Origin of the sequence: Massilia sp. TWR1-2-2 (assembly GCF_049897565.1) — a bacterium.
Lineage (GTDB): Bacteria > Pseudomonadota > Gammaproteobacteria > Burkholderiales > Burkholderiaceae_D > JAFCUW01.
Window position 1 is genome coordinate 1 of record NZ_JAFCWM010000004.1, and the last position, 20401, is coordinate 20401.

20 protein-coding genes are annotated in these 20401 nt (G+C 65.2%); 16 read left to right on the plus strand and 4 right to left on the minus strand.

Annotated elements, in window-relative coordinates; genetic code table 11:
• The first annotated feature begins 353 nt into the window (after positions 1-353).
• The 6 genes from ACP7DD_RS04905 (at position 354) to ACP7DD_RS04930 (ending at position 3858) form a co-directional block, all read left to right on the plus strand.
• The gene (locus ACP7DD_RS04905; RefSeq protein ID WP_426173590.1) at positions 354-512 is read left to right on the plus strand and encodes a hypothetical protein; all 159 of its coding nucleotides are present in this window, start codon (positions 354-356) and stop codon (positions 510-512) included.
• A gap of 111 nt (positions 513-623) precedes the next feature.
• Entirely contained in the window at positions 624-755 is a 132-nt protein-coding gene (locus tag ACP7DD_RS04910) for a hypothetical protein (RefSeq protein ID WP_426173591.1), read from the plus strand.
• A 78-nt stretch (positions 756-833) separates the two neighbouring features.
• Entirely contained in the window at positions 834-1370 is a 537-nt protein-coding gene (locus ACP7DD_RS04915) for a LiaI-LiaF-like domain-containing protein (RefSeq protein ID WP_426173592.1), read from the plus strand.
• Positions 1360-2067 carry a LiaI-LiaF-like domain-containing protein gene (locus tag ACP7DD_RS04920; RefSeq protein WP_426173593.1) on the plus strand — a complete coding sequence of 236 codons (708 nt, stop codon included), beginning with the start codon at positions 1360-1362 and terminating at the stop codon, positions 2065-2067. Before ACP7DD_RS04915 ends, ACP7DD_RS04920 begins: the two co-directional genes overlap by 11 nt.
• The gene (locus ACP7DD_RS04925) at positions 2067-3134 is read left to right on the plus strand and encodes a sensor histidine kinase (protein WP_426173594.1); all 1068 of its coding nucleotides are present in this window, start codon (positions 2067-2069) and stop codon (positions 3132-3134) included. The genes ACP7DD_RS04920 and ACP7DD_RS04925 overlap by 1 nt, the downstream gene beginning before the upstream one ends.
• 1 nt (position 3135) lies before the next feature.
• Positions 3136-3858: a LytR/AlgR family response regulator transcription factor gene (locus ACP7DD_RS04930; protein WP_426173595.1), complete on the plus strand. Its 723-nt coding sequence runs from the start codon at positions 3136-3138 to the stop codon at positions 3856-3858.
• A 78-nt stretch (positions 3859-3936) separates the two neighbouring features.
• Here the strand turns inward: ACP7DD_RS04930 and ACP7DD_RS04935 are convergent, their stop codons facing one another.
• From ACP7DD_RS04935 to ACP7DD_RS04945, 3 genes are all read right to left on the minus strand, one after another.
• Positions 3937-6189, minus strand: coding sequence for an ATP-dependent DNA helicase (locus tag ACP7DD_RS04935; RefSeq protein WP_426173596.1), 2253 nt, complete (start codon positions 6187-6189; stop codon positions 3937-3939).
• Entirely contained in the window at positions 6186-7832 is a 1647-nt protein-coding gene (locus tag ACP7DD_RS04940) for a VRR-NUC domain-containing protein (protein WP_426173597.1), read from the minus strand. Before ACP7DD_RS04940 ends, ACP7DD_RS04935 begins: the two co-directional genes overlap by 4 nt.
• A 93-nt stretch (positions 7833-7925) precedes the next feature.
• Positions 7926-8678 (minus strand): hypothetical protein, encoded by a 753-nt coding sequence (locus ACP7DD_RS04945; protein WP_426173598.1) that lies wholly within the window; start codon positions 8676-8678, stop codon positions 7926-7928.
• A gap of 107 nt (positions 8679-8785) precedes the next feature.
• On the opposite strand from ACP7DD_RS04945, the gene ACP7DD_RS04950 reads away from it, so the two are divergent.
• The 4 genes from ACP7DD_RS04950 to ACP7DD_RS04965 all read left to right on the plus strand — a co-directional run bounded on the left by ACP7DD_RS04950 (position 8786) and on the right by ACP7DD_RS04965 (position 15212).
• Positions 8786-9625: a M15 family metallopeptidase gene (locus ACP7DD_RS04950; protein WP_426173599.1), complete on the plus strand. Its 840-nt coding sequence runs from the start codon at positions 8786-8788 to the stop codon at positions 9623-9625.
• 105 nt (positions 9626-9730) lie between these two features.
• Positions 9731-13465, plus strand: a complete 3735-nt coding sequence (gene tssM, locus ACP7DD_RS04955) for a type VI secretion system membrane subunit TssM (RefSeq protein WP_426173600.1) — start codon at positions 9731-9733, stop codon at positions 13463-13465.
• 8 nt (positions 13466-13473) lie between these two features.
• Entirely contained in the window at positions 13474-14430 is a 957-nt protein-coding gene (gene tagF, locus ACP7DD_RS04960) for a type VI secretion system-associated protein TagF (RefSeq protein WP_426173601.1), read from the plus strand.
• A 5-nt stretch (positions 14431-14435) separates the two neighbouring features.
• Entirely contained in the window at positions 14436-15212 is a 777-nt protein-coding gene (locus ACP7DD_RS04965; protein ID WP_426173814.1) for an OmpA family protein, read from the plus strand.
• 145 nt (positions 15213-15357) lie between these two features.
• Here ACP7DD_RS04965 and icmH read toward each other — a convergent pair whose 3' ends face one another.
• Positions 15358-16128 (minus strand): type IVB secretion system protein IcmH/DotU, encoded by a 771-nt coding sequence (icmH, locus tag ACP7DD_RS04970; protein WP_426173602.1) that lies wholly within the window; start codon positions 16126-16128, stop codon positions 15358-15360.
• A 222-nt stretch (positions 16129-16350) separates the two neighbouring features.
• Here icmH and ACP7DD_RS04975 point away from each other — a divergent pair, with 222 nt between their 5' ends.
• Genes ACP7DD_RS04975 through ACP7DD_RS05000 form a run of 6 tightly spaced genes read left to right on the plus strand, consistent with a single transcriptional unit; the run spans position 16351 to position 20397 of the window.
• Positions 16351-16914: a tetratricopeptide repeat protein gene (locus tag ACP7DD_RS04975; protein ID WP_426173603.1), complete on the plus strand. Its 564-nt coding sequence runs from the start codon at positions 16351-16353 to the stop codon at positions 16912-16914.
• 51 nt (positions 16915-16965) lie between these two features.
• The gene (gene tssB, locus ACP7DD_RS04980; protein WP_426173604.1) at positions 16966-17475 is read left to right on the plus strand and encodes a type VI secretion system contractile sheath small subunit; all 510 of its coding nucleotides are present in this window, start codon (positions 16966-16968) and stop codon (positions 17473-17475) included.
• A 1-nt stretch (position 17476) separates the two neighbouring features.
• Entirely contained in the window at positions 17477-18955 is a 1479-nt protein-coding gene (gene tssC / locus ACP7DD_RS04985) for a type VI secretion system contractile sheath large subunit (protein ID WP_426173605.1), read from the plus strand.
• 31 nt (positions 18956-18986) lie between these two features.
• Entirely contained in the window at positions 18987-19478 is a 492-nt protein-coding gene (locus ACP7DD_RS04990) for an Hcp family type VI secretion system effector (RefSeq protein WP_099791350.1), read from the plus strand.
• Complete coding sequence (gene tssE / locus ACP7DD_RS04995) at positions 19475-19984, plus strand: type VI secretion system baseplate subunit TssE (RefSeq protein WP_426173606.1); 510 nt, start codon at positions 19475-19477, stop codon at positions 19982-19984. The genes ACP7DD_RS04990 and tssE overlap by 4 nt, the downstream gene beginning before the upstream one ends.
• Before the next feature lie 20 nt (positions 19985-20004).
• Positions 20005-20397 carry an STY0301 family protein gene (locus ACP7DD_RS05000; RefSeq protein ID WP_426173607.1) on the plus strand — a complete coding sequence of 131 codons (393 nt, stop codon included), beginning with the start codon at positions 20005-20007 and terminating at the stop codon, positions 20395-20397.
• Positions 20398-20401: the final 4 nt, after the last annotated feature.

Sequence of the window (20401 nt, forward strand, 5' to 3'; positions counted from 1 at the left end):
CGCATGGCGACGATTTTCGGTTGGCGTTTGTCGACCGTATAGGGCGGAGTCCGCCCACTGAGCGCCGAAAGGCATGAAAACGCGCGGAAATCGCCCTGAAAAGCGGCTAGAACTTGGTTCTCAGGAGGCATGCGGGTTTGGATCGATAAATTTCGACTGATCATCGATAAAACCCGAAGGTATTCATGCCTTTTTCAACGCCCTGTTAAGATGCAGTTGTGTGAGTGACGCACCTTCCGGCAGCATCCGAAGAAGACGAACACCTCAGCAGGTTAGCCGGTCGCCTCAAGGATCGGCACCAGAATTTTTCGACCCGCTCAAGCGTTTGCGGCGGACCTAACGCAGGAGATTTCATGCCCACCACTACCCATCCCCCGAAACATGTCGTGCGCGAATACCTGGCGCGCCGTGCGCGCGATTCGAAACCGCCACCGACCCCGGAAGAAATCCGCCGACAGCTTGGATGGGGCATGTTGATGGAAGATTTCAAGGTCGTCGCCACGCGCAGCTGACTTCCTCGATTCCTACACCGTGCGTCGTCCCGTCCTATGTGCGGAACGGCAAGCAAACAGCATGAAGTCAAAATCATTACACAACAAGTCATCAACTCAGGAGAGCTACCCATGACCAAGCGAATCGGAAACAAAGACGAAGCCCAACAACGCGGCAAGCACGAAAAGAAGGACATCAAGCGCACCAACAAGGCACGCGAGCTGATCAAGCAAGCCATCGCCAGGGCCAAGTATCACAACTAGGTGCGCAACCAGCCGATGGAAATGTCGCTGCCACCAGCCTGATAGTTTTTCGCTGTCGATCCGCCCACCCCGGCAACGGTGTGGGTTTTTTTGCGTCTGGACGCATACATAGGGGGCGCCACTGGCCGACGCGCGCGCCATTCGCCGGTGGCCAGCCGCCATTCACCGAAAACCGCTGTCGCCGGCGATGCGGGCGCGCTATCGTGGCGCTGTTCTTATCAGGAGGCGACCGTGAACGACAATAATTCTTACTACTGGCGCAAGCAGCTGATGTGGGGGCTGCTGTTGATTGGCCTCGGCGGCGCGCTGCTGCTGGACCGGCTCGATATCTTGGACATCCATGACTTATGGCATTATTGGCCGCTGATGTTGATCGTGATCGGCATTAACAAGATGATCGGCTATCCCACCGCACAGGACTTCACCAGCGGCTTGTGGATCTGTTTCATCGGCATCTGGCTGTTCGCCAATTTCGAGCACATGTTCGGGATGACGTTTCGCAACAGCTGGCCCTACCTGATCATCGCGTGGGGCATCACGCTGGTGTTGAAGCCATTCATCCGCGAGCGTTTTGCCGTCAATGCACCGAACAAGGAGTCCAGCCATGAAAAGTGAAGTCCATAACAAGAGCATGTCGCGCCAGGTGATTCTCGGCATCCTGGTCATCGGGATGGGGCTGCTGTTCCTCGCCGACAACCTGAACATCTGGGACTTCCGCCGTTCGCTGCAGTTCTGGCCGATGGTGCTGATCATGGTCGGCGTGTTCAAGCTGTTCGATACCAGCAGCTCGGACGGCTACATCCTCGGCTGCGGCCTGATTCTGGTCGGCGTGCTGATGGTGCTGCAACGGCTCGGGATCATCTATTTCTCGTGGCGCGCCATGTGGCCCCTCATTCTAATCGCGCTGGGCGCCTCGGTGCTGTACCGCGCGGTCAGCGGGCGGCGCCTGGTCGCCTCGTCGCTGAAAGGCGAGGCGCTGCAGCTGGACGACTCCATCAACGCCACCGCCATACTCGGCGGCTTCGAGCGGCGCATCCACAGCCAGGATTTCAAGGGCGGCGAAGTGACCGCGATCATGGGCGGCTGCGCGCTCGACATGCGCGGCGCCCACATCCAGACCGAGGCGGTGATCAACGTGTTCGTGATGTGGGGCGGGATCACCATCAAGTGTCCGCCTGACTGGACCGTGATTTTGCACGGCACGCCCATCATGGGCGGCTTTACCGAGAAGACCACGCCGCCGCCGGACAGCAGCAAGCGCCTGATCATCCGGGGCTACGCCATCATGGGTGGCGTCGAAGTGCGCAACTGATGCAGGGACCGTTCTTCGGTGGGCGTGGCGCGCTACTGTACGTATCGGGCTGGCTGCTGCTGGCGCTGATGCTGTCGGCGCTGGTGGCCAGCATGGCCGGCGCCGGCTGGATCAACAGCCTGCTGTTCGCGGTCCCGCTGCTGCTGCTGTATGCGGTCGGCTGCAGTTTCTCGGCGTATTACATGTGCCGCGCCTGGCCGCTTGAAAAGCAAAGCGGGCTGTCGATCCTGGCGGTGTTTTGCGTCAGCGCGCTGATGGCGTCGGCCGGCTGGACCGGCGTTGGCAACGGGTGGAACGCGCTGCTGCAGTCGAGCGGGCAGGAATGGGCCGGGGTCGAGATGAGCACGTCGATGAAGGCGCTGATGTTCGCGCTCGGCGTGGTGCTGTATGGCCTGGCGGCGCTGGGGAACTACCTGGCGATCGAACAGGCCAGGGCGCGAAAGTCGGAGCGGCGTGAACTCGAAGCGCAGGTGGCGGCGCAAGATGCCGAGCTGCGCATGCTGCGCACGCAGATCGATCCGCATTTCCTGTTCAATAGTCTCAATTCGATCAGCGCGCTCACGTCGAGCAATCCGGCCGGCGCCCGTGCGATGACCTTGCAACTGGCCGATTTTTTTCGCCACAGCCTGGGACAGGAAGCGCACCGCAAGGTCACGCTCGCGGCGGAGCTGACGATGGCGCTCGATTTCCTGGCCATCGAACAGGTGCGCTTCGGCGAGCGCCTGGCCGTGCAGCAGCAGGTGTCGGGCGAGGCGCTGGCCTGCCTGCTGCCGCCGATGATCCTGCAGCCGCTGGTGGAGAATGCGGTCAAGCACGGCATCGGCAATCTGACCGAAGGCGGCGTGGTACGGATCATCGCCACGCGTGCCGGCACGATGTTGCGACTGGCACTGGAGAACGACGTCGATGCCGACCTGCCGGCGGCGACGCGGCACGGCATCGGCCTTGCCAACGTGCGCCAGCGCCTGGCGGCCGCATATGGCGAAGAAGCCGCGGTGCACTGGTCGCGGCGCGAGAATGTGTTCCGGGTGGAGCTGACGCTGCCAGCCGAAAGCCAGGGAGTTTGAGATGCGGGTAATTATCGTCGACGACGAACAGCTGGCGCGCGGCGTGCTGCGCGAATACCTGGGCGCGCACGCCGACGTTGAAATTGTAGGCGAGTGCGCCAACGGCTTCGAGGCGGTCAAGGCGATCGCCGAACTGGCGCCGGACCTGGTGTTCCTCGATATCCAGATGCCGAAGCTGAACGGGTTCGAAGTGCTGGAGCTGGCCGGCGCGGCGACGCGCTTTATCTTCGTCACCGCTTACGAGCAGTACGCGATCAAGGCGTTCGAGGTGCACGCGGTCGATTACCTGCTCAAGCCATTCAGCCAGCAGCGCTTCGACGTGGCGCTGGCGCATGCGCGCGGTGCGCCGGCGCCGGCTTTGGACGGTGTGCTGCAGGAGGCGGCCAGGCGCAACGCGCCGCTCGAGCGGGTACTGATCCGCGACGGCGCCAAGGTGCACGTGATCGCGGCGGCGGACATCGACTGCATCGAGGCGCAGGACGACTATGTGCAGATCAGCGCCGGCGGCAAGGCGTGGCTGAAGAACCAGCGGCTGGCGGAACTGGAGGCGCAGCTCGATGGCGCTCGCTTCGTGCGGATCCATCGCTCATACATCGTCAACCTGGAGCGCATGAGCAGGATCGAGCCGGCGGGGAAGGACAGCCACGCGGCGGTGCTGCAGGATGGGCGGCGCATACCGATCAGCCGCAGCGGGTATCAGAAGCTGCGGGCGTTGCTGGGGTAGTGGCTGCGCTTGAAAATGGGGTCCCGGGTTCGCGAGGACGACGTGCCTGAGCCGCGATCTCAAAAAACAATTGCGCGGCTACGCAACCAGCCCCCACCAGCGTGGCAGCAGCGCCTGCACGTCGGCCTGCGCGAAGCGGTCGTCGATCAGGTAGACGACGCCTTTGTCATCGGTGGCGCGAATCACGCGGCCGGCCGCCTGCACCACTTTCTGGATGCCGGGGTACAGGTAGGTGTAGTCGTAGCCGGCGCCGAACGTGGCTTCCATGCGCTGGCGCACCTGCTCGTTGACCGGGTTCATTTGCGGCAGTCCGAGCGTGGCGATGAACGCGCCGATCAGCCGCGCGCCCGGCAGGTCGATGCCTTCGCCGAACGAGCCGCCCAGCACCGCAAAGCCGATGCCGCGGCCGTCGACGGCGAAGCGCGCCAGGAATGCCGCGCGCTCGGCTTCGTCCATCTTGCGCGACTGCTGCCACATCGGGATCGCCGGGTGCTGCTCGCTGAAGGCGCGCGCGACCTGATCGAGATAATCGAAGCTGCTGAAAAACGCCAGGTAGTTACCCGGCGTCTCGGCGTACTGGCGCGCCACCAGCTCGGCGATCGGCGCGACCGAGCGGGCGCGGTGCTGGAAGCGCGTCGAGATGCGATTGATGACGTGGACCTGCAGCTGGTCTTTGGAAAACGGCGACTCGACGTCGATCCACGCGGTGTCCTCCGGCATGCCCAGGGCGTCGCTGTAGTAGTGCCAGGGGCTGAGCGTGGCCGAAAACAGCGCGCTCGAATAGGCGGCCGCAAAGCGCGGCTTGAGAAACGGCGCCGGCACGATATTGCGGATGCACAGCGTGGAGCCGTGGGCGGCGTCGCGCGAGACGTCGAACAGCGAATGGGCGCCGAAGGTTTCGGACAGCCGCGCGAAGTGCATGGCATCGAAGTAGAAGCGCTGCAGCGCCGGATCGAGCGGCGCCGGATTCTCGGCCAAAAATTCGGTGATCTCACTGACGGCGCCCTGCAGGTTGGCGAGCAGCTTGTCGGGCAGCGCCGGCATTACCTGGTAAGGCGCGGCAGACTCCTTATCGAGTTCAGTCCAGTTGCGCGATACGCGGTCGAGCGATTTTTTCAGCAGCGGCGGCGCCACCGCACGGGCGCCGCGCAAGGCGCCGCGCGACAGCCCGGCCGAATACATCGAGCGGCTGCGCGCGACCAGGTTGTGCGCTTCGTCGACCAGAACGCTGACGCGCCACTGATTAGCCAGCGTCAGCGCGTACAGCATCGCGCCGCCGTCGAAGTAGTAGTTGTAGTCGCCGACGATGACGTCGGCCCACTTGGCCATTTCGCTGCCGAGATAATAGGGACAGACGCCGTGCGCCAGCGCCGTGGTGCGCAGCGTGCCGCGGTCGAGCACCGGCAGGTCGGCGGCGGCGCTGCGCGCGGCGGGCAGGCGGTCGTAAAAACCTTTGGCCAGCGGGCAGGAGTCGCCGTGGCAGGCCTTGTCGGGATGTTCGCAGGCCTTGTCGCGGGCGGCCAGTTCGAGCACCCGCAGCGGAATCACGCCGCAACGTATCGTCGCCAGCGCATCGAGCGCAAGCTGCCGGCCGGGCGTTTTGGCGGCGAGGAAGAAGACCTTGTCGAGCTTCTGGCCAGGCGCCGCTTTCAGCACCGGGAACAAGGTGCCGACGGTCTTGCCGATGCCGGTAGGCGCCTGCGCCAGCACGCATCGTGCGCTGCTGTTGGCGCGGAAGATGGTCTCGGCCAGGTGGCGCTGGCCGGGGCGAAATTGCGGATGCGGGAACTGCAGGCCGGCCAGCGCGCTGTTTCTCGCTTCGCGGTGCGCCAGTTCGCGGCCGGCCCAGGCGACGAACCGGTCGCAGTGGGCGGCGAACTGCGCGGCCAGATCGGCAGCGCTGGCCGTTTCGCGCAGCAGCGTTTCGGTCTGGCGTCCGATATCGAAGTAGACCAGCGCCAGGTTGACAGAATCGAGACCGAGTTTCTGGCACAGCAGGTGGCCGTACACGCGCAGCTGGGCCCAGTGCAGGTGGCGGTGGCGCTCCGGCATGCGGTCGAGGCGACCGCGGTAGGTCTTGATTTCTTCGAGCAGGTTCTGGTCCGGATCGTAACCGTCGGCGCGCCCGCGCACCAGCAGCGGCCCGTGTTCGCCGGACAGGCTCACTTCGGCCTGGTACGTCGGGCCGCGCCGGCCGGTGACGATCGCGTGGCCGGCGATGCCTTCCTGGGCGGTGGGCGAGGGCGTGAAGCGCAGGTCGAGGTCACCGGCCTTGGCGGTGAATTCGCACAGCGCGCGCACGGCGACGACGTAGTTCGCGTCTAGCGTCACGCGGCCGGCTCCAGCCACTGCAGGTAGCACACGGAAATTGGCATCTGGTGCGTGGCGCAGTAAGCGATCCAGCGCACCTGGTTGTCCTGCAGCCGGTCGCCTGGGCCCTTCACTTCGATCATGTTGTAGCGCCGCTCGGCGGGCCAGAACTGGATCAGGTCGGGAAAGCCGGTGCGGTTGGCCTGGACGTCGAGCAGGATGCGTTCGAACATTTTCTTCAGGTGGACGGCGGGGATGCAGGCCAGCGCCAGTTCGAGCAGGTCGGCGTCGATGGCGTCCCAGGCAACGAACGGCGACTGGATGCCGCGCTTGGCGGCGAAGTTGGCGCGGATGGTGTCGCGCCAGCGGTCGGCATCGAGTTCGGCCAGGCAAGCGGAAAATTCCGCGGCGCGGCGCTGGTGGAAGTCGGGGCTGTACAGGTCCGCCGGACCGCGGTGGAACGGGTGGAAGAAGGCGCCGGGAATGGCGCTGAAGACGGCGCGCCAGCACAACAGGCCGAACAGGGCGTTGATCAGCGCGTTCTCGACGTAGAACACGGGCGCGTCCGCGCGCGCCAGGTGGTCGCGTACGACGCCCTCGACCCACCATTGGGCGTTTGGCATCGGCAGGCGCAGCTCGAGCGTCGACACGGCCGGGCTGCGCGGCGCGCGCGTGGTGGGACGGCCCAGCTGGCGCGTCAGGCGCGGCGAGATGCGCAGCAGCAGCTGGCGTTCGGCTTCGCTTTCGGGCGCGCGCTGGGCGGCGATGAGCATCTGGTAGGCGAGCGCGTACTGCTTATTTTTTTCGAGCACGCGGATGGCGCGGCCGCGGGCGCCGGGGAAACTGCAGCGCGCATACAGGCTGTAGGCGTGGCTCCAGTCCTTCATTTTTTCGTAGTGCTGGGCGACCTGGAACAGCAGCCGTTCGCGCCGGCTGTTGAGCCAGTCGTTCTCGAACTCGCCGGACGGCAGCGAGCGCAACACGTCTTCGGCGGTGGCGCTGGCCTGGAAGCGTTCCTTGCAGTGGTGCAGTTCTAGGTAGTGGTCGATGTCGCGGCGGCTGCGAAAGCCGCGCGAGGCGGGCGAAAACTCGACCTGCTCGTAGCGGTAGACGCCAAGGTCGGACAGCACGAATTCGGTCCAGTCCTGGCGGAAGTTGCCGAAGAAGATAAGGCGCAGGCGGTCGCACAGCGGCTTGACCAGGATGTGGAACACCTGGTCTGTGCAGTCGCGGTGCCAGGCGGAGAACTTGCGTGCAGCGCCGAAGCCGGCGCGCAAGGCGGCCAGCTGCTCGGATTTGCGCGCGCCTTTTTGATGCAGCGATAACTGGAAGATCGTGCCGATCTCGGGCTTGGACAGCAGCTCGAACAATGAATCGAGCGAGAGCACGGGGTCCGGCTCGATCCAGCCGGCCGGCAGGTGGCGCGCGGCCTCGATAGCGCAGCCGATCTCGGCATAGTTGAGCTTACTGGCGCGAAACAGCGTGCCCTTGCGCATGACCATGCGCACGAACAGCGCGCGCGACGGTTGCGGCAACGATGGGAACAGGCCGAGGAATGCTTTCTCATCGTCGGCCAGCAGGTCGCTGTAACGCTCGCCGATCCAGTCCAGTACGCGCTGGAAATTGTCCAGGTAGTAGAACTGGTTTTCTAGGACTTTGATCATTGTGGCCGGCCGGACTTCCTGGTGCTGTACTGTGCTTATATACAGTATAACCGAGGAAGCTGGCCGACCCCAGCGAAATCCGGTGCGCAGCGCCTAGTCTGTGGCTTTCAGGGATGGAAAGGCATCGGTCGGAGGACACTTCTTGCCGGCGCCGCAGCGCGCCGCTTCGATCTTTTCCCGCTCGGCGGAGTGGCGGCTTGCGTGCATGATAATCGCTGACAATAGTGCAACGTCGCTGTCGACGGCGGTCGGTTCCACCGCCGGCGCCGCCGGCGCCGTTACTTTCCTTGGACGCGCCGGGGCCGCGGCGATGCGCGGCGGTGACGGCGGCGACTGCCGCACTGCAGGCGGGGCCGCGCGCACCGGCGTCGGCTTGGCGGCGACGACGAGCCTCTCGGTTGCGGCTTTGGCGGGCCTGGCGACCGCGGCGCGCAGCGGGGGCGGCGTTGGGTGGGCCCCCTTGGCAGGCATTTTCGCGGCGGCGGGCAAGGACTTGAGCATCACCATCGGTGGCAGCAGCGACGCCTCCGTGGGGAGGTCGTAGGCGTTGGCGCCGAGCCTGCGGCTTGACGAGGGGGCAGGCAGCGGGGCGAAGCCGCCGCGCACGCTGCTGGCCAGGTGATCGGACCTGGCATCCTTGCCTGGCTTGGGCACGGTGATGTTTTCGCGCGCCAGCGAGGCCAGGGTGCCGATCAGCGCAAGTACCAGCACGCCGGCAAAAATGCACCACGCCAGCGTCGCATGCTTCCATGAGCCCGATTTGCCGGACTTTCCACGCTTGGCATCGCGCTCGAGGCGGGCGAGGATGTTGTCGTCGCCGGCATACGCGCGGCGTGTAGCCGACATGAAGTTCGGTCGCGTGGAGCCGTTTTGATTTTCGTCGGGAGGGCGCACGATATTACTCCTAAGATAAAGACTTCTGACTTCCGATTAGAAACAATCCAGGGAATGCCATGCTGATCTTTATCGCACTTGTGTACTTTTGTTTGGCGTGCAGCGGTATCTGGCTTGTGCTATTTCCTTCGGGACGGGAGTTTCTCGGCCAGGTGAAGAGCGAAATGAGCCGGCGCTGGGACCAGCGGGCGGCGCGCTGGTCCCAGCCGCGCAGCGCGCCGCCGGCAACGCCAGTGCGCGACGGCCGGCGCTGGTTCGCGCATCGGCTCAAGTTTGTGCGCCGGCACGCGCTGCTGTTTGGCGCCGGCGCGACGCTGGTAGTAGTGCCGACGATGCTGGCGGTGTTGATGAGCAATCCAGGAATGCTGCCCGGCTATGAGGCGCGCATCGACGCACCGGATCAACAGATCGCCGCGCTGTTGCAGGGGGAACAACTGGCGCCGCCGGTCGCGCTGCCGCCGGTCGCGTTCACCACGCTTGAAGTCGAACTGGTGCGGCCGATGCTGGTAGACGCCTCGCGCAACTGGACGCAGCTGAACCCGGACTTCAGCCAGCGCTTGCTGATGGCATTCAAGATCATGAAGGAAAAGCACGGGTACGAGATGGCCTTGCTGGAGGGATATCGCAGTCCGGCGCGGCAAAATCTGCTGGCGAGCATGGGCAGCAACGTCACCAATGCGGGCGCCTTCCAGAGCTGGCATCAGTACGGCCTGGCGGCCGACTGCGCGTTCTGGCGCGACGGCAAACTGCTCATTTCGGAGAAACATCCGTGGGCGATGCGCGGCTACAGACTGTATGGCGAGGTCGCCGAGTCGCTCGGCCTGACCTGGGGCGGGCGCTGGACGATGATGGACTTCGGACACACCGAATTGCGGGTGCGCGGGGTAATGCGCAAATAGGTCGAGCGCTTGTCAAGGTTTGTTCTGGAACAAATTTCAGCGGGGGCAATGGTGCCAACATTGCCTCCCGGACTTTGTTTCCAACCCTCACGGACGCTCCCGACCATGGCTCGACTTTGGCAGTTCCTCACCGATAGCCGCGTACTCGGCGTGATCGGATTGGCCGCACTCGCGGCATTCTTGCTACTTGGCGCAGATACCCTTGAGGTCGCTGCGATATGGGCGGGGGTGGCGGCGCTGGCGCTGCTGGCCGGCTGGGGCCTGTACTGGGGCGCACGCTATTTCTACCGGCGCCGCTCGGCGACATTGCTCGCTGAAACGGTAGCGCCTGCCAGCGCCGAAGCGGCCGCCCAGGCCAGCGGCAGCGAAGTGGCGGTGCTGCGCAAGAGCATGCTGCAGGCCATCACCACCATCAAGACCTCGAAGCTCGGCTTGAACAGCGGCGCGGCGGCCTTGTACGAACTGCCGTGGTACATGATCATCGGCAATCCGGCGGCCGGCAAGAGCAGCGCGGTGGGCCACTCAGGGCTGCAGTTCCCGATCGCCGGCACCAAGGCCGTGCAGGGCGTGGCAGGAACCCGCAACTGCGACTGGTTCTTCACCACCGACGGCATCCTGCTCGACACGGCCGGGCGCTATTCGACGGTGGACGCCGACCGTGCGGAGTGGTTCAGCTTTCTCGCGCTGCTGCGCAAATACCGGCGGCGTGCGCCGATCAACGGCATCCTGATCTGCGTCAGCGTCGCTGAACTGATGGGCGCGAATCCGAAGAAATCGATCGACCTGGCCAAGAGCCTGCGCACGCGGGTGCAGGAGCTGACCGAAAAACTCGGCGTGTACGCGCCGGTGTATGTGGTGTTTACGAAGGCCGACCTGATCGCCGGCTTCGCCGATTTTTTCCACGACACCGAGCGCACCGAGCGCGATCGTGTGTGGGGCGCGACCATGCGCTTTAACCGGCGCAGCACCAGCCCGGACGTACTGGCGTTCTTCGACCAGCACTTCGACGAGCTGCACGACGGCCTGAAGGAAATGAGCCTGGCCAGCATGGCCGGCAACCGCAGCGCGCGCATGCGGCCTGGCGTGTTCACGTTCCCGCTCGAATTCGCGTCGATCAAGACGCCGCTGCGCGCCTTCCTGGCGACGCTGTTCGAAGAGAATACCTACCAGTTCAAGCCGGTGTTCCGCGGCTTTTACTTCACCAGCGCGCTGCAGGAAGGCTGTGTGGAGAACCAGTCGTCGAAACGCGTGGCGAGCCGCTTCGACCTCGAGCTGCGCGAGCAGAAGGCCGGCGAAGTGGAGCAGCAGAGCGGCTACTTCCTGCTCGACCTGTTCCGCAAGGTGATCTTCGCCGACAAGGAACTGGTGACGCGCTACACCAATCCGAACAGCGCCCGCTTCAAGTATGGCGCGTTTTTTGCGGCGACCATCCTGCTTGGCTGCTCGCTGGGCCTGTGGAGCTGGTCGTACATGGGCAATCGCCAGCTGGTGGCCAACGTGCAGGCGGACCTCGACAAGGTGGTGCGGCTGCAGGAAAAGCGCGCCGACCTGCAATCACGGCTCGAAGCGCTGGAGATCCTGCAGGACCGCATCGAGCAGCTGGAAAAATACCGCGCCAGCAAGCCGTGGATGCTGGGGTTTGGCCTGTACCAGGGCGAGGCGCTCGAGCGCAAGCTGCGCGACGAGTATTTTGGCGGCGTGCGCGAGATCATGCTGCAGCCGGTGGGGGCGGCGCTCGAATCGCTGCTCACGGAGATGAACGCCAACGCCGCGCAGCTCGACCCGTCGGCGCAGGCACCGGCGGCTGCGGCCAAGCCTGGCCAGCCGTACCAGGACGCGTCGCCGACCAACGTCACCGATGCGTACAACGCGCTGAAGACATATCTGATGTTGGCCGACAAGAGCCGCGCCGAGCCAAGTCACCTGAACGACCAGCTGACCCGCTTCTGGCGTGGCTGGCTGGAGGCGAGCCGCGGTGCGATGCCGAAGGAGAAAATGATCCGCAGCGCCGAGCGGCTGATGAGCTTTCACCTGACCCAGATCGCCGATCCGGCCTGGCCGCAGCTGACGCCCAAACTGGGCCTGCTCGACGGCGCGCGCGAAAACCTGCGCCGCGTGGTGCGCGGCACGCCGGCGCGCGAACGCGTGTATGCCGACATCAAGGCGCGTGCTGCGACCCGTTTTTCGGCCGTCACGGTGGCGCGCATCGTCGGCGAGCAGGACCAGGCGCTGATGGCCGGCAGCTACGCGGTTCCTGGCGCATTCACCCGCGACGCGTGGCAGAAGTTCGTGATCGGCGCGATCCGCGAGGCGTCCAACAAGGAACTGCAGAGCACCGACTGGGTGCTGAAGACGGCGGTGAAGGACGACCTGACGCTGGAAGGCAGTCCGGAACAGATCCAGAAATCGCTTACCGAACTGTATCAGGCCGACTACACGCGCGAGTGGCTCAAGTTCGTACAGGGCGTCACGGTGGCCGATCTGGGCACTTTTGAGGGCAGCATCGCGGCGATGAACCGGCTGGGCGATCCGCAAACGTCGCCGCTGGCCAAGCTGCTGGGTGCGATCTACCAGGAGACGTCGTGGGACAACCCGTCGGCCGCCAGCTCGAACATGGCGAAGGTAGAGAAAGGCCTGTTCGTGTGGTTCAAGGAGTCGATCCTGCGGCGCGCCCCTAGCGAAGCGCGCAACATTGCCGACCTGCCGCCGGACGCCGGCCGGCCGCGCAGCGAGGCGCCGGCAATGGGACCGATCGGGCGCGAGTTTGCCGGCGTGGCGCGGCTGGTCGGCCTGCGCGAGAAGCAGGCCTCGCTGATGGGTGGCTACCTGGATAACCTGTCGCGCCTGCGCGGCCGCCTGAACCAGCTGAAGAATCAGGGCGATCCGGGACCTGGCGCCAAGCAGTTCATGCAGCAGACGCTGGAAGGCAACGGCTCGGAGCTGTCGGACGCGCTGAAGTATGTCGACGAGCAGATGCTGACCGGGATGACCGACAGCCAGAAGATGGCGCTGCGGCCGATCCTGGTGCGCCCGCTGATCCAGACCTTCGCGGTAATCGTGATGCCGAGCGAGGCGGAACTGAACACGACGTGGCGGGCGCAGGTCATCGACCCGTTCCAGAAGGCGCTGGCTGCCAAGGCGCCGTTCGCGCCGGGCGCGCCGGAGGCGTCGGCGGCCGAAATCGCCCAGGTGTTCGGGCCGGAGGGCGCGATCGCCAAGTTCGTCAACACGTCGATGGGGCCATTGGTGGTGCGGCGCGGCGACGTGCTGGCCGCGCGCACCTGGGCCGACATCGGCATTTCGCTGGCGCCGCAGGCGGTGGCCAGCTTCCCCGGCTGGATCGCGCCGCTGTCGGCCAACGGCGTCGCCGCGGCGGCGCCGCAGACGGTGTTCCAGCTGCTGCCGCTGCAAGGTCCCGGCATCGCCGAATTCACCGTCGATATCGACGGCCAGCAGATGCGCTACCGGAATACGCCGCCGGCATGGACCAACATGGTCCATCCCGGACCGCAAGGCGTGCATGGCGCCCGCATCAGTGCCGTCACGGTGGACGGGCGCACGGTTGAACTGTTTAGCGATACGACCGACAAGGGCCTCGAGAAGATGCTGGCGGCGGCAGTGCGCAAGAAGAAGGGTGACCGCTGGAATGAGCTGCGCTGGAATAACGGCGCGGTGACGGTGGCAGTCGAGCTGAAGGTCGTCAGCGATCCGAATACCGCCAGCGCCCCCGCCAGCCAGGGCTTCCGCGGGCTGCGGCTGCCACCGGCGATCGTCGGGCGCGACGTCGCCGCGCCGGCCGGCGCCGTCATCGCCGCCGCCGGCAGCGGCGGTGCGCAATGAGAGGCGCGATGCAGGAACGCTTCGGCTACTTCGGCAAGGTGCCGTCGCACAGCGACTTCATCAAGCTGTCGCCGGACACCGAGCTGATGGGCGCGCTTGACGACTGGCTGGCCGAAGTGATGACGCGGCTGCCGGACGACGCGCGCTGGAAGATCCACTACGACGCGCTGGCGCCTGTCAACTTCGCCTTCGTCGGCCCGCGCCGACGCCATGCCATCGCCGGCCACATCGTCGCCAGCCGCGACCAGTCGGGACGCCGTTTTCCGTTCCTGATGATGCGCACGCTGGAGGTGGCCGATCCTGCCGCTTTCGTGTCGCAATGCCCGCTGGCGCTCGATCCGCTGTTCGCCTTCTTTGCCGCGACGGCGCCGAAGGTGGTTGGCGCGGCCGATCCGGCCTCGCCGCTGCAGGAAATCGCCGACACCGTGCTGGCGCCGGACGACAACTGCGGCGCCGCACTGACGGCGTTCCTGGCCACCGGCACGGTCGGCTCGCTGGCCGCGCTGCTGGGACGCGCCGACGTGCGCGAGCTGGTGCTGGCACTTGGCCTGTTGCTGCAGCCGGTGATGCACAGCGGCGCGGCCGACCTGGAAAAGAGCCTTGTGCTGCCGCTGCCCGATGCGCCCGGCGCGCGCGCGGCGGTGGCGTCATTCTGGATGGAGCTGATTGCGCCGTTCCTGCGCCAGGCCGATCTTGACCTGGTGCTGTTTGTCACCGAGCTCGAAACGCGGCCGGTGCTGGTGGTCGGCTTCTGCGACGCCTGCGTCGCCTGCCTGCACGCCATCATCGATCCGCTGGTCGGCCGCGACCAGCAGGTCAGCTTTGCCGACACCGGCTGGGTCGACGAGCAGGTCGGCGTCGACATCGACGTGCGCGCGCTGGCGAGCTACCTCGACCAGCCGCAGCTGCCGCTGAAAATGGCGCGCGAACTATTCCTCGATACTTTCATCGGAGTCGCCCAGTGAAGAAAATAGTCCTGTCCGCGGCCGCCTGGCTGGCCGCCGGTGCCGCATGCGCGCAAACGCCCGCAGTTCCCGCGGCCGCTGCCACGCCGCTGCCGCCGATTGTCGCCAGCGGCATGCTGGCCGACGACGCCAGCAGGGCTGCGCTATTGGCGCGCCTGCGCCAGGTGTTCGGCGCCGAGCGCGTGGTCGACCAGCTGACGATCGGCCCGGTGGCGGCGCCGCCGAACTGGAACGAGTACCTGGCCAAGCTGGTCGGGCCGAACCTGAAGCTGGTCAGCCATGGCCAGCTGAAGGTCGACGGCAGCGCGGTCAGCCTGCGCGGCGACGTCGCCAGCGAGGCGACGCGCCAGCAGATCGCCGCCGACCTGGCGGCCGGTCTCAATCCGAGCTACACCATCAACAACGGGCTGCGGGTGGCGGAGTCGGAACAATCGGTGCTCGACGCCGCGCTGGCCAACCGCATCATCGAATTCGAGTCGGGCAAGGCGACGCTGACCGATTCGGGCCGCGCCATCCTCGACCAGATGAGCGTTGCGCTGCTCAAGCTGAAGGACAAGAAGGTTGAACTGATCGGCCATACCGACAACGCCGGCGCGCGTGCCAGCAACCTGTCGCTAAGCCAGGCGCGCGCCGAAGCGGTGAAGGCGTACGTCACTGCCAAAGGGATCAAGGCGGAATCGATCGCGGTGTCGGGCGAGGGCCCGGACAGGCCGGTGGCCGACAACCGCACCGCCGACGGCCGCGCGCGCAACCGTCGGATCGAGTTCAAGGTGGTGCAGTAGCCTAAAACCTCCGGGGTCAGTGCCAACCTCCGGGGTCAGTGCCGACATTCGGACACGGCCCCTGCTGTAGGTGCATCGCGAAGGATGCGACGGATGAGCTCGTGTCCGAATGTCGGCACGGACCCCGGCTGAGGTGGTGCAGTAGTCAAGGCAGGGTGATGGTCACGCTGGCCGCGCGCGGCGGCAGCTTGACCATGTCGTTGTAGCCGGCCAGCGCGGTGCCGGTGGCGTGACCCAGGCTGGCGCGAAAGCCGATGTAGGCGCCCATGCCGGCCAGCGCGAACACCGCCGTCAGCACCCATAGCGACAGGTCGCTGCGCAGCTTGTTGGAGATCTGGTCGGGCCGCTCGGCATGCGGCGCGAAGCCGCGGCTTTTGCCGCGCATGCGGGCAATCTCGTTGCCGAGCGTGGCGCACATGAAGTTCAGCTTGTCCTCGCCGTCGAGCGCGTAGCGGCCCTGGAATCCCAACAGAAGACACATGTGAAACACCTCGAGCGCCTGCACATGGGCGCTGCCGCGCGCGCGCAGGTCCTCGAGCCGCTGGAAGAAGTGTTCGCCGGCCAGCTGGTCGCCGAACAGGCGCAGTTGCAGCGGCCGCGTCTGCCATTCTTCGCGGATGCCGTACTGCGAGCGCAGGATGATCTCGTCGACCGCCGCGCAGAACGCGTACTTGGCCGAATGGACGTCGTCGGCGTTGACCGCCAGCGTCTTGGCGTGGCGATCGACGTCGGCCAGGAAGCGCGTCATGTGTTCGGCGAAGCCGGCCTGGTCCTGCGGACCACAGCCGTTCTTGAGCAGGTACAGGGCATAAAAGCCTTCGTACATCAGGTCGACGAGGCTTTGCGGATCGTTGCCGCCGGCGCCGCGGTTGGCCAGCAGGGTCGGTGCGGCGCGCCGTTCGACGTGCTGGGTCATGATGCAAACGCCATAGGTTGTGGGTGCATGTACGCCTCGCGAAATGATGGTTGAGGGAAACGCCTAGCTTGCGGTAACCCGACCGCGTTCTTGTGAGCTAGCGCAACTTTTCAAGCGAATTACCTACAAAAAAGATACCGCCGGGAACTTTGAGCAAGCGCAAGAACCGGCGATTTTCCTTGTCCAATAATGTTGTCTGGACCAACGGCAACGGAGAACCACATGATCAAGAAGCGCGTGTTGACTAGTATTCTGAGTATCGCCGTGTTGGCCGGTTGCGCCAGCACCGCGCCGGCGCCGGCATCGAAGCCGGCGCCAATGGCGACGGCGATGGCCGACGCCGACGCCGCCGTCAAGGCCGGCCGCACCGACCAGGCCTACACAATCCTGAAGGCGGCGACGGTAGCGCACCCCACCGACAAGTCGCCGTGGCTGCGCATGTCCCAGCTGCGCTTCGACGACAAACAATACGGCGAAGCGATCGTCGCCGGCCTGCAGGCGATCGAGCGCGACCCCGACGACATGCTCGCTTACAGCCTGGTCGCCGCGAGCGGCCTGCGCGTCTCGAGCAAGGCGCTCAATGACCTGACGCAGAAGAACGGCTTCACCGGCTCGGTGCGCAGCGAGGCGCAGGACCTGGCGACGCTGTTGCACACCAAACTGGGCGGCCCGATTGTGTCGGCCAGACGCAGCGATGACAAGCCGCGCCCTGCCGGCATCAGGGCGGCGGCGCCGGCTGCGGTTCCAGCCATCAAGTGCAGCGGCCCATTCTGCGGCCTCAATTAATTGTCTGGGCCGGCACTCGCCGGCCTCCTCTTCGTAACCCCTGGAGTCCACATGGCCAAGAAGGAAAGCGTGCAGAAACGCCTGCAAAAAATACGCGCGCCGCGCGTGCAGATGACGTACGACGTCGAAATCGGCGACGCCCTGGAAAACAAGGAACTGCCCTTCGTGGTCGGAGTGATCGGCGACTTCGGCTGCGATCCGGCGGTGGCCAAGAAGTCCCTCAAGGACCGCAATTTCGTCAATGTCGACAGCGGCAATTTCGACGAGGTGCTCGGCGGCGTGGCGCCGGTGGCGACGTTTCGCGTCAAGAACCACTTGAGCGAAGAGGGCGGCGAATTCGGCGTCCAGCTGCAGTTCAAGGAGATGGACGACTTCCGGCCCGAATCGGTGGTGCGCCAGGTCGCGCCGCTCAATGGCCTGCTTGAAGCGCGCACCAAGCTGGCCGACCTGCGCAACAAGCTGGCGGGGAACGACAAGCTAGAAGACATCCTGTCCGCAGTGCTGACCAATACCGAAAAACTGAGCAGCCTGCACAAGGCCGCCAAAGTGGGAGGGAAATAACATGGCCGCCATGCTCGAAAAAATCAACGCGCCGATGGAAGTGGAAACGAGCCTGCTCGACCAGATCGTCGAACAAAGCCGCGTCGCCAAGTCGACCAGCGAACATGAGCGCGCGCGCGACATCATCTCCGAACTGGTCAGCCAGGTCATGGACGGCACGGTCGTCATGTCGGACAACCTGTCGGCCACGCTCGACGCCCGCGTGGCCGAACTGGACCGCATGATCTCGATGCAGCTGTCGGCGGTGATGCACGCGCCAGAATTCCAGAAGCTCGAACGCAGCTGGACCGGCCTGCAGTACCTGGTCAAGAACACCTCCGGCACCAACCAGCAGATCCGCATGATGAATGCGACCAAGAAGGAACTGGTCAAGAACTTCCAGTCGGCGCTCGAATTCGACCAGAGCGTGATCTTCAAGAAGGTCTACGAAGAAGAATTCGGCACCTTCGGCGGCGCCCCGTACGGCACCCTGATCGGCGACTTCGAGATCACCCGCCAGCCCGAAGACATCTATTTTCTCGAGCAGATGTCGCATGTGGCCGCGGCCAGCCACGCGCCGTTCATCACGGCCGCCTCGCCGGAGCTGTTCGGCATCGAGACCTACGGCGACCTTGGCAAGCCGCGCGACCTGGCAAAGGTGTTCGACACGGCCGAATATGCCAAGTGGAAGGCGTTCCGCGAATCCGAAGACGCGCGCTATGTCGGCATCACGCTGCCGCGCTTTCTCGGCCGCCTGCCGTTCAACCCGGCCGACGGCATGACGGTGGACGGCTTCAACTTCGTCGAGGACGTCGACGGCACCGACCACCAGAAATACCTGTGGTGTAACGCCGCCTACGCGTTCGCCAGCAAGCTGACGCGCGCCTTCGAGGACTTCGGCTGGTGCGCGGCGATCCGCGGCGTCGAAGGCGGCGGCCTGGTGGAAGACCTGCCGACCCACACCTTCAAGACCGACGAAGGTGAAGTGGCGCTGAAATGCCCGACCGAGCTGGCCATCACCGACCGCCGCGAGAAGGAACTGTCGGACCTGGGCTTCATCTCGCTGGTGCACTGCAAGAACACGTCGTACGCGGCGTTCTTCGGCGCGCAGTCGGCGCAAAAGGCCAAGAAGTATGCCAACGAGGCGGCCAATGCCAATGCGGTGCTGTCGTCGCAGCTGCAGTACATCTTTGCGGTGTCGCGCATCGCGCACTACATGAAGGCCATGATGCGCGACAAAATCGGCAGCTTCTCGGCCGCTTCCAGCGTCGAGGAGTTCCTCAACCGCTGGCTGACGCAGTACGTGCTGCTCGACGATAACGCGAGCCAGGAGCAAAAGGCGCAGTTCCCGCTGCGTGAAGCAAGCGTGCAGGTGATGGAAGTGCCGGGCCGGCCCGGCGTCTATCGCGCGGTGTCGTTTCTGCGTCCGCACTTCCAGCTCGACGAGCTGTCGGTGTCGCTGCGCCTGGTCGCCGAACTGCCGCAGTCGACCAAAAACTAGAAACAGTCCACCCATCCACTAGGAGCGAAAAATGGCAATTGACGTGTACCTGCAAATCGATGGCATTAAAGGCGAATCGACCGACGACAAGCACAAGGACTGGATCGAGTGCAAGTCGGTGACCTGGTCGGTGTCGCAGCCGAAGTCGGCGACCGCGTCGACCGGTGGCGGCCACACCGCCGAGCGCTGCGAGCACAGCGAGATCAGCATCTCCAAGCTGGCCGACCTGTCGACGCCGATCCTGCTGCAGACCTGCTCGTCGGGCAAGACGATCCCGAAGGCGAAGTTCGAGTTCATGCGCGCCGACGGCAAGGGCGAGCGCATCAAGTACTTCGAGATCGAGCTGGAAAATGTGCTGATCGGCGACGTCAGCCCGGCGGTGGCGGAAGGCGACATCCTCACCGAGAGCATGGGCCTGAAGTTCTCCAAGGTGAAATGGAAGTACACCCAGCAGAAGGTCGGCGGCGGCTCGGGCGGCAACACCTCCGGCGGCTGGGACCTGGCCACCAACAAGGTGGTGTGACGGCGGTGTCGGCCAAAGGCTTCGCCCCCGGCCTGCTCGATCGCCTGTTCGGCGATCGCGCGCAGGCCGCCCCCGGCGGCGCGCCGGCGACCGTCACGCGGCTGTCGATGGAGCAGCTCAAGGACAGCGTCGCGCGCGACCTCGAAGCGCTGCTCAACACGCGGCTCGGCATCGCGCCGGATCTGCTGGACGGCTATCCGGAAAGCCGCAAGTCGATCATCAGCTACGGCCTGATCGACTTCGCCGGCTTCTGCCTGTCCAGTACCGACGACCGCGCCGCCATCTGCGCCAGCCTGAAGTCGGCAATCGAGCAGCACGAGCCGCGCCTGAAGGAAGTGAGCGCAACGCTCGAGATGGAGCAGGGCAGCGTGAACCGCCTCAACTTCGTCATCAACGCGACGCTGCAAGTCGATAAGTCGGCCGAGCCGGTCAACTTCAACGCAGTGCTGCAACCGTCGTCGCTGCACTACTCGATCAGCAAGGCGGCGCGCACCGTGCGCGCCTGAACTGCCACCAGGAGGCCGTCATGGCTTACGTTTCATCGCGCCTGGCGCTCGCCTTGGCGCTGCTGGCCCCCGCATGCGCGGCCCTGTCGGCGCCGCTGGCCGCTTGCCCGCCGCAGCAGCGCCAGGGCAGCCAGTCTGCCCTCCTCGACAGCGCCGGCGTGTTCGACGGCACGCCCGACAACAAGGTGGAGCTGCTGCCCGATTTCGCCAGCCTTCAGTGGGACCTGGCCACCGATCAGCAGGAAGCGCGCGCCCGCGGCGAAGCGATCCACCTGGTCTGCAAATACAAAGGCATCAAATCGACCGTCACCCTCAAGCTCGCGTACGAGGCCACGCTGTGCAAGGCGGAAGGCGTCAACAACCGCACAGTCGTGTCCTGCAGCGCAGCGCCCAAGACAACAGACAAGGATTAATCGC

What these genes read in the sequence shown, in the direction of transcription:
- ACP7DD_RS04990 (WP_099791350.1), top strand. Translation starts at nt 18,987, where the DNA reads ATGGCAATTGACGTGTACCTGCAAATCGATGGCATTAAAGGCGAATCG.
- ACP7DD_RS05000 (WP_426173607.1), top strand. Translation starts at nt 20,005, where the DNA reads ATGGCTTACGTTTCATCGCGCCTGGCGCTCGCCTTGGCGCTGCTGGCC.
- ACP7DD_RS04910 (WP_426173591.1), top strand. Translation starts at nt 624, where the DNA reads ATGACCAAGCGAATCGGAAACAAAGACGAAGCCCAACAACGCGGCAAG.
- ACP7DD_RS04925 (WP_426173594.1), top strand. Translation starts at nt 2,067, where the DNA reads ATGCAGGGACCGTTCTTCGGTGGGCGTGGCGCGCTACTGTACGTATCG.
- ACP7DD_RS04940 (WP_426173597.1), bottom strand. Translation starts at nt 7,832, where the DNA reads ATGATCAAAGTCCTAGAAAACCAGTTCTACTACCTGGACAATTTCCAG.
- tagF (WP_426173601.1), top strand. Translation starts at nt 13,474, where the DNA reads ATGCAGGAACGCTTCGGCTACTTCGGCAAGGTGCCGTCGCACAGCGAC.
- ACP7DD_RS04920 (WP_426173593.1), top strand. Translation starts at nt 1,360, where the DNA reads ATGAAAAGTGAAGTCCATAACAAGAGCATGTCGCGCCAGGTGATTCTC.
- icmH (WP_426173602.1), bottom strand. Translation starts at nt 16,128, where the DNA reads ATGACCCAGCACGTCGAACGGCGCGCCGCACCGACCCTGCTGGCCAAC.
- ACP7DD_RS04975 (WP_426173603.1), top strand. Translation starts at nt 16,351, where the DNA reads ATGATCAAGAAGCGCGTGTTGACTAGTATTCTGAGTATCGCCGTGTTG.
- ACP7DD_RS04945 (WP_426173598.1), bottom strand. Translation starts at nt 8,678, where the DNA reads ATGTCGGCTACACGCCGCGCGTATGCCGGCGACGACAACATCCTCGCC.
- tssC (WP_426173605.1), top strand. Translation starts at nt 17,477, where the DNA reads ATGGCCGCCATGCTCGAAAAAATCAACGCGCCGATGGAAGTGGAAACG.
- ACP7DD_RS04905 (WP_426173590.1), top strand. Translation starts at nt 354, where the DNA reads ATGCCCACCACTACCCATCCCCCGAAACATGTCGTGCGCGAATACCTG.
- tssM (WP_426173600.1), top strand. Translation starts at nt 9,731, where the DNA reads ATGGCTCGACTTTGGCAGTTCCTCACCGATAGCCGCGTACTCGGCGTG.
- ACP7DD_RS04950 (WP_426173599.1), top strand. Translation starts at nt 8,786, where the DNA reads ATGCTGATCTTTATCGCACTTGTGTACTTTTGTTTGGCGTGCAGCGGT.
- ACP7DD_RS04930 (WP_426173595.1), top strand. Translation starts at nt 3,136, where the DNA reads ATGCGGGTAATTATCGTCGACGACGAACAGCTGGCGCGCGGCGTGCTG.
- tssB (WP_426173604.1), top strand. Translation starts at nt 16,966, where the DNA reads ATGGCCAAGAAGGAAAGCGTGCAGAAACGCCTGCAAAAAATACGCGCG.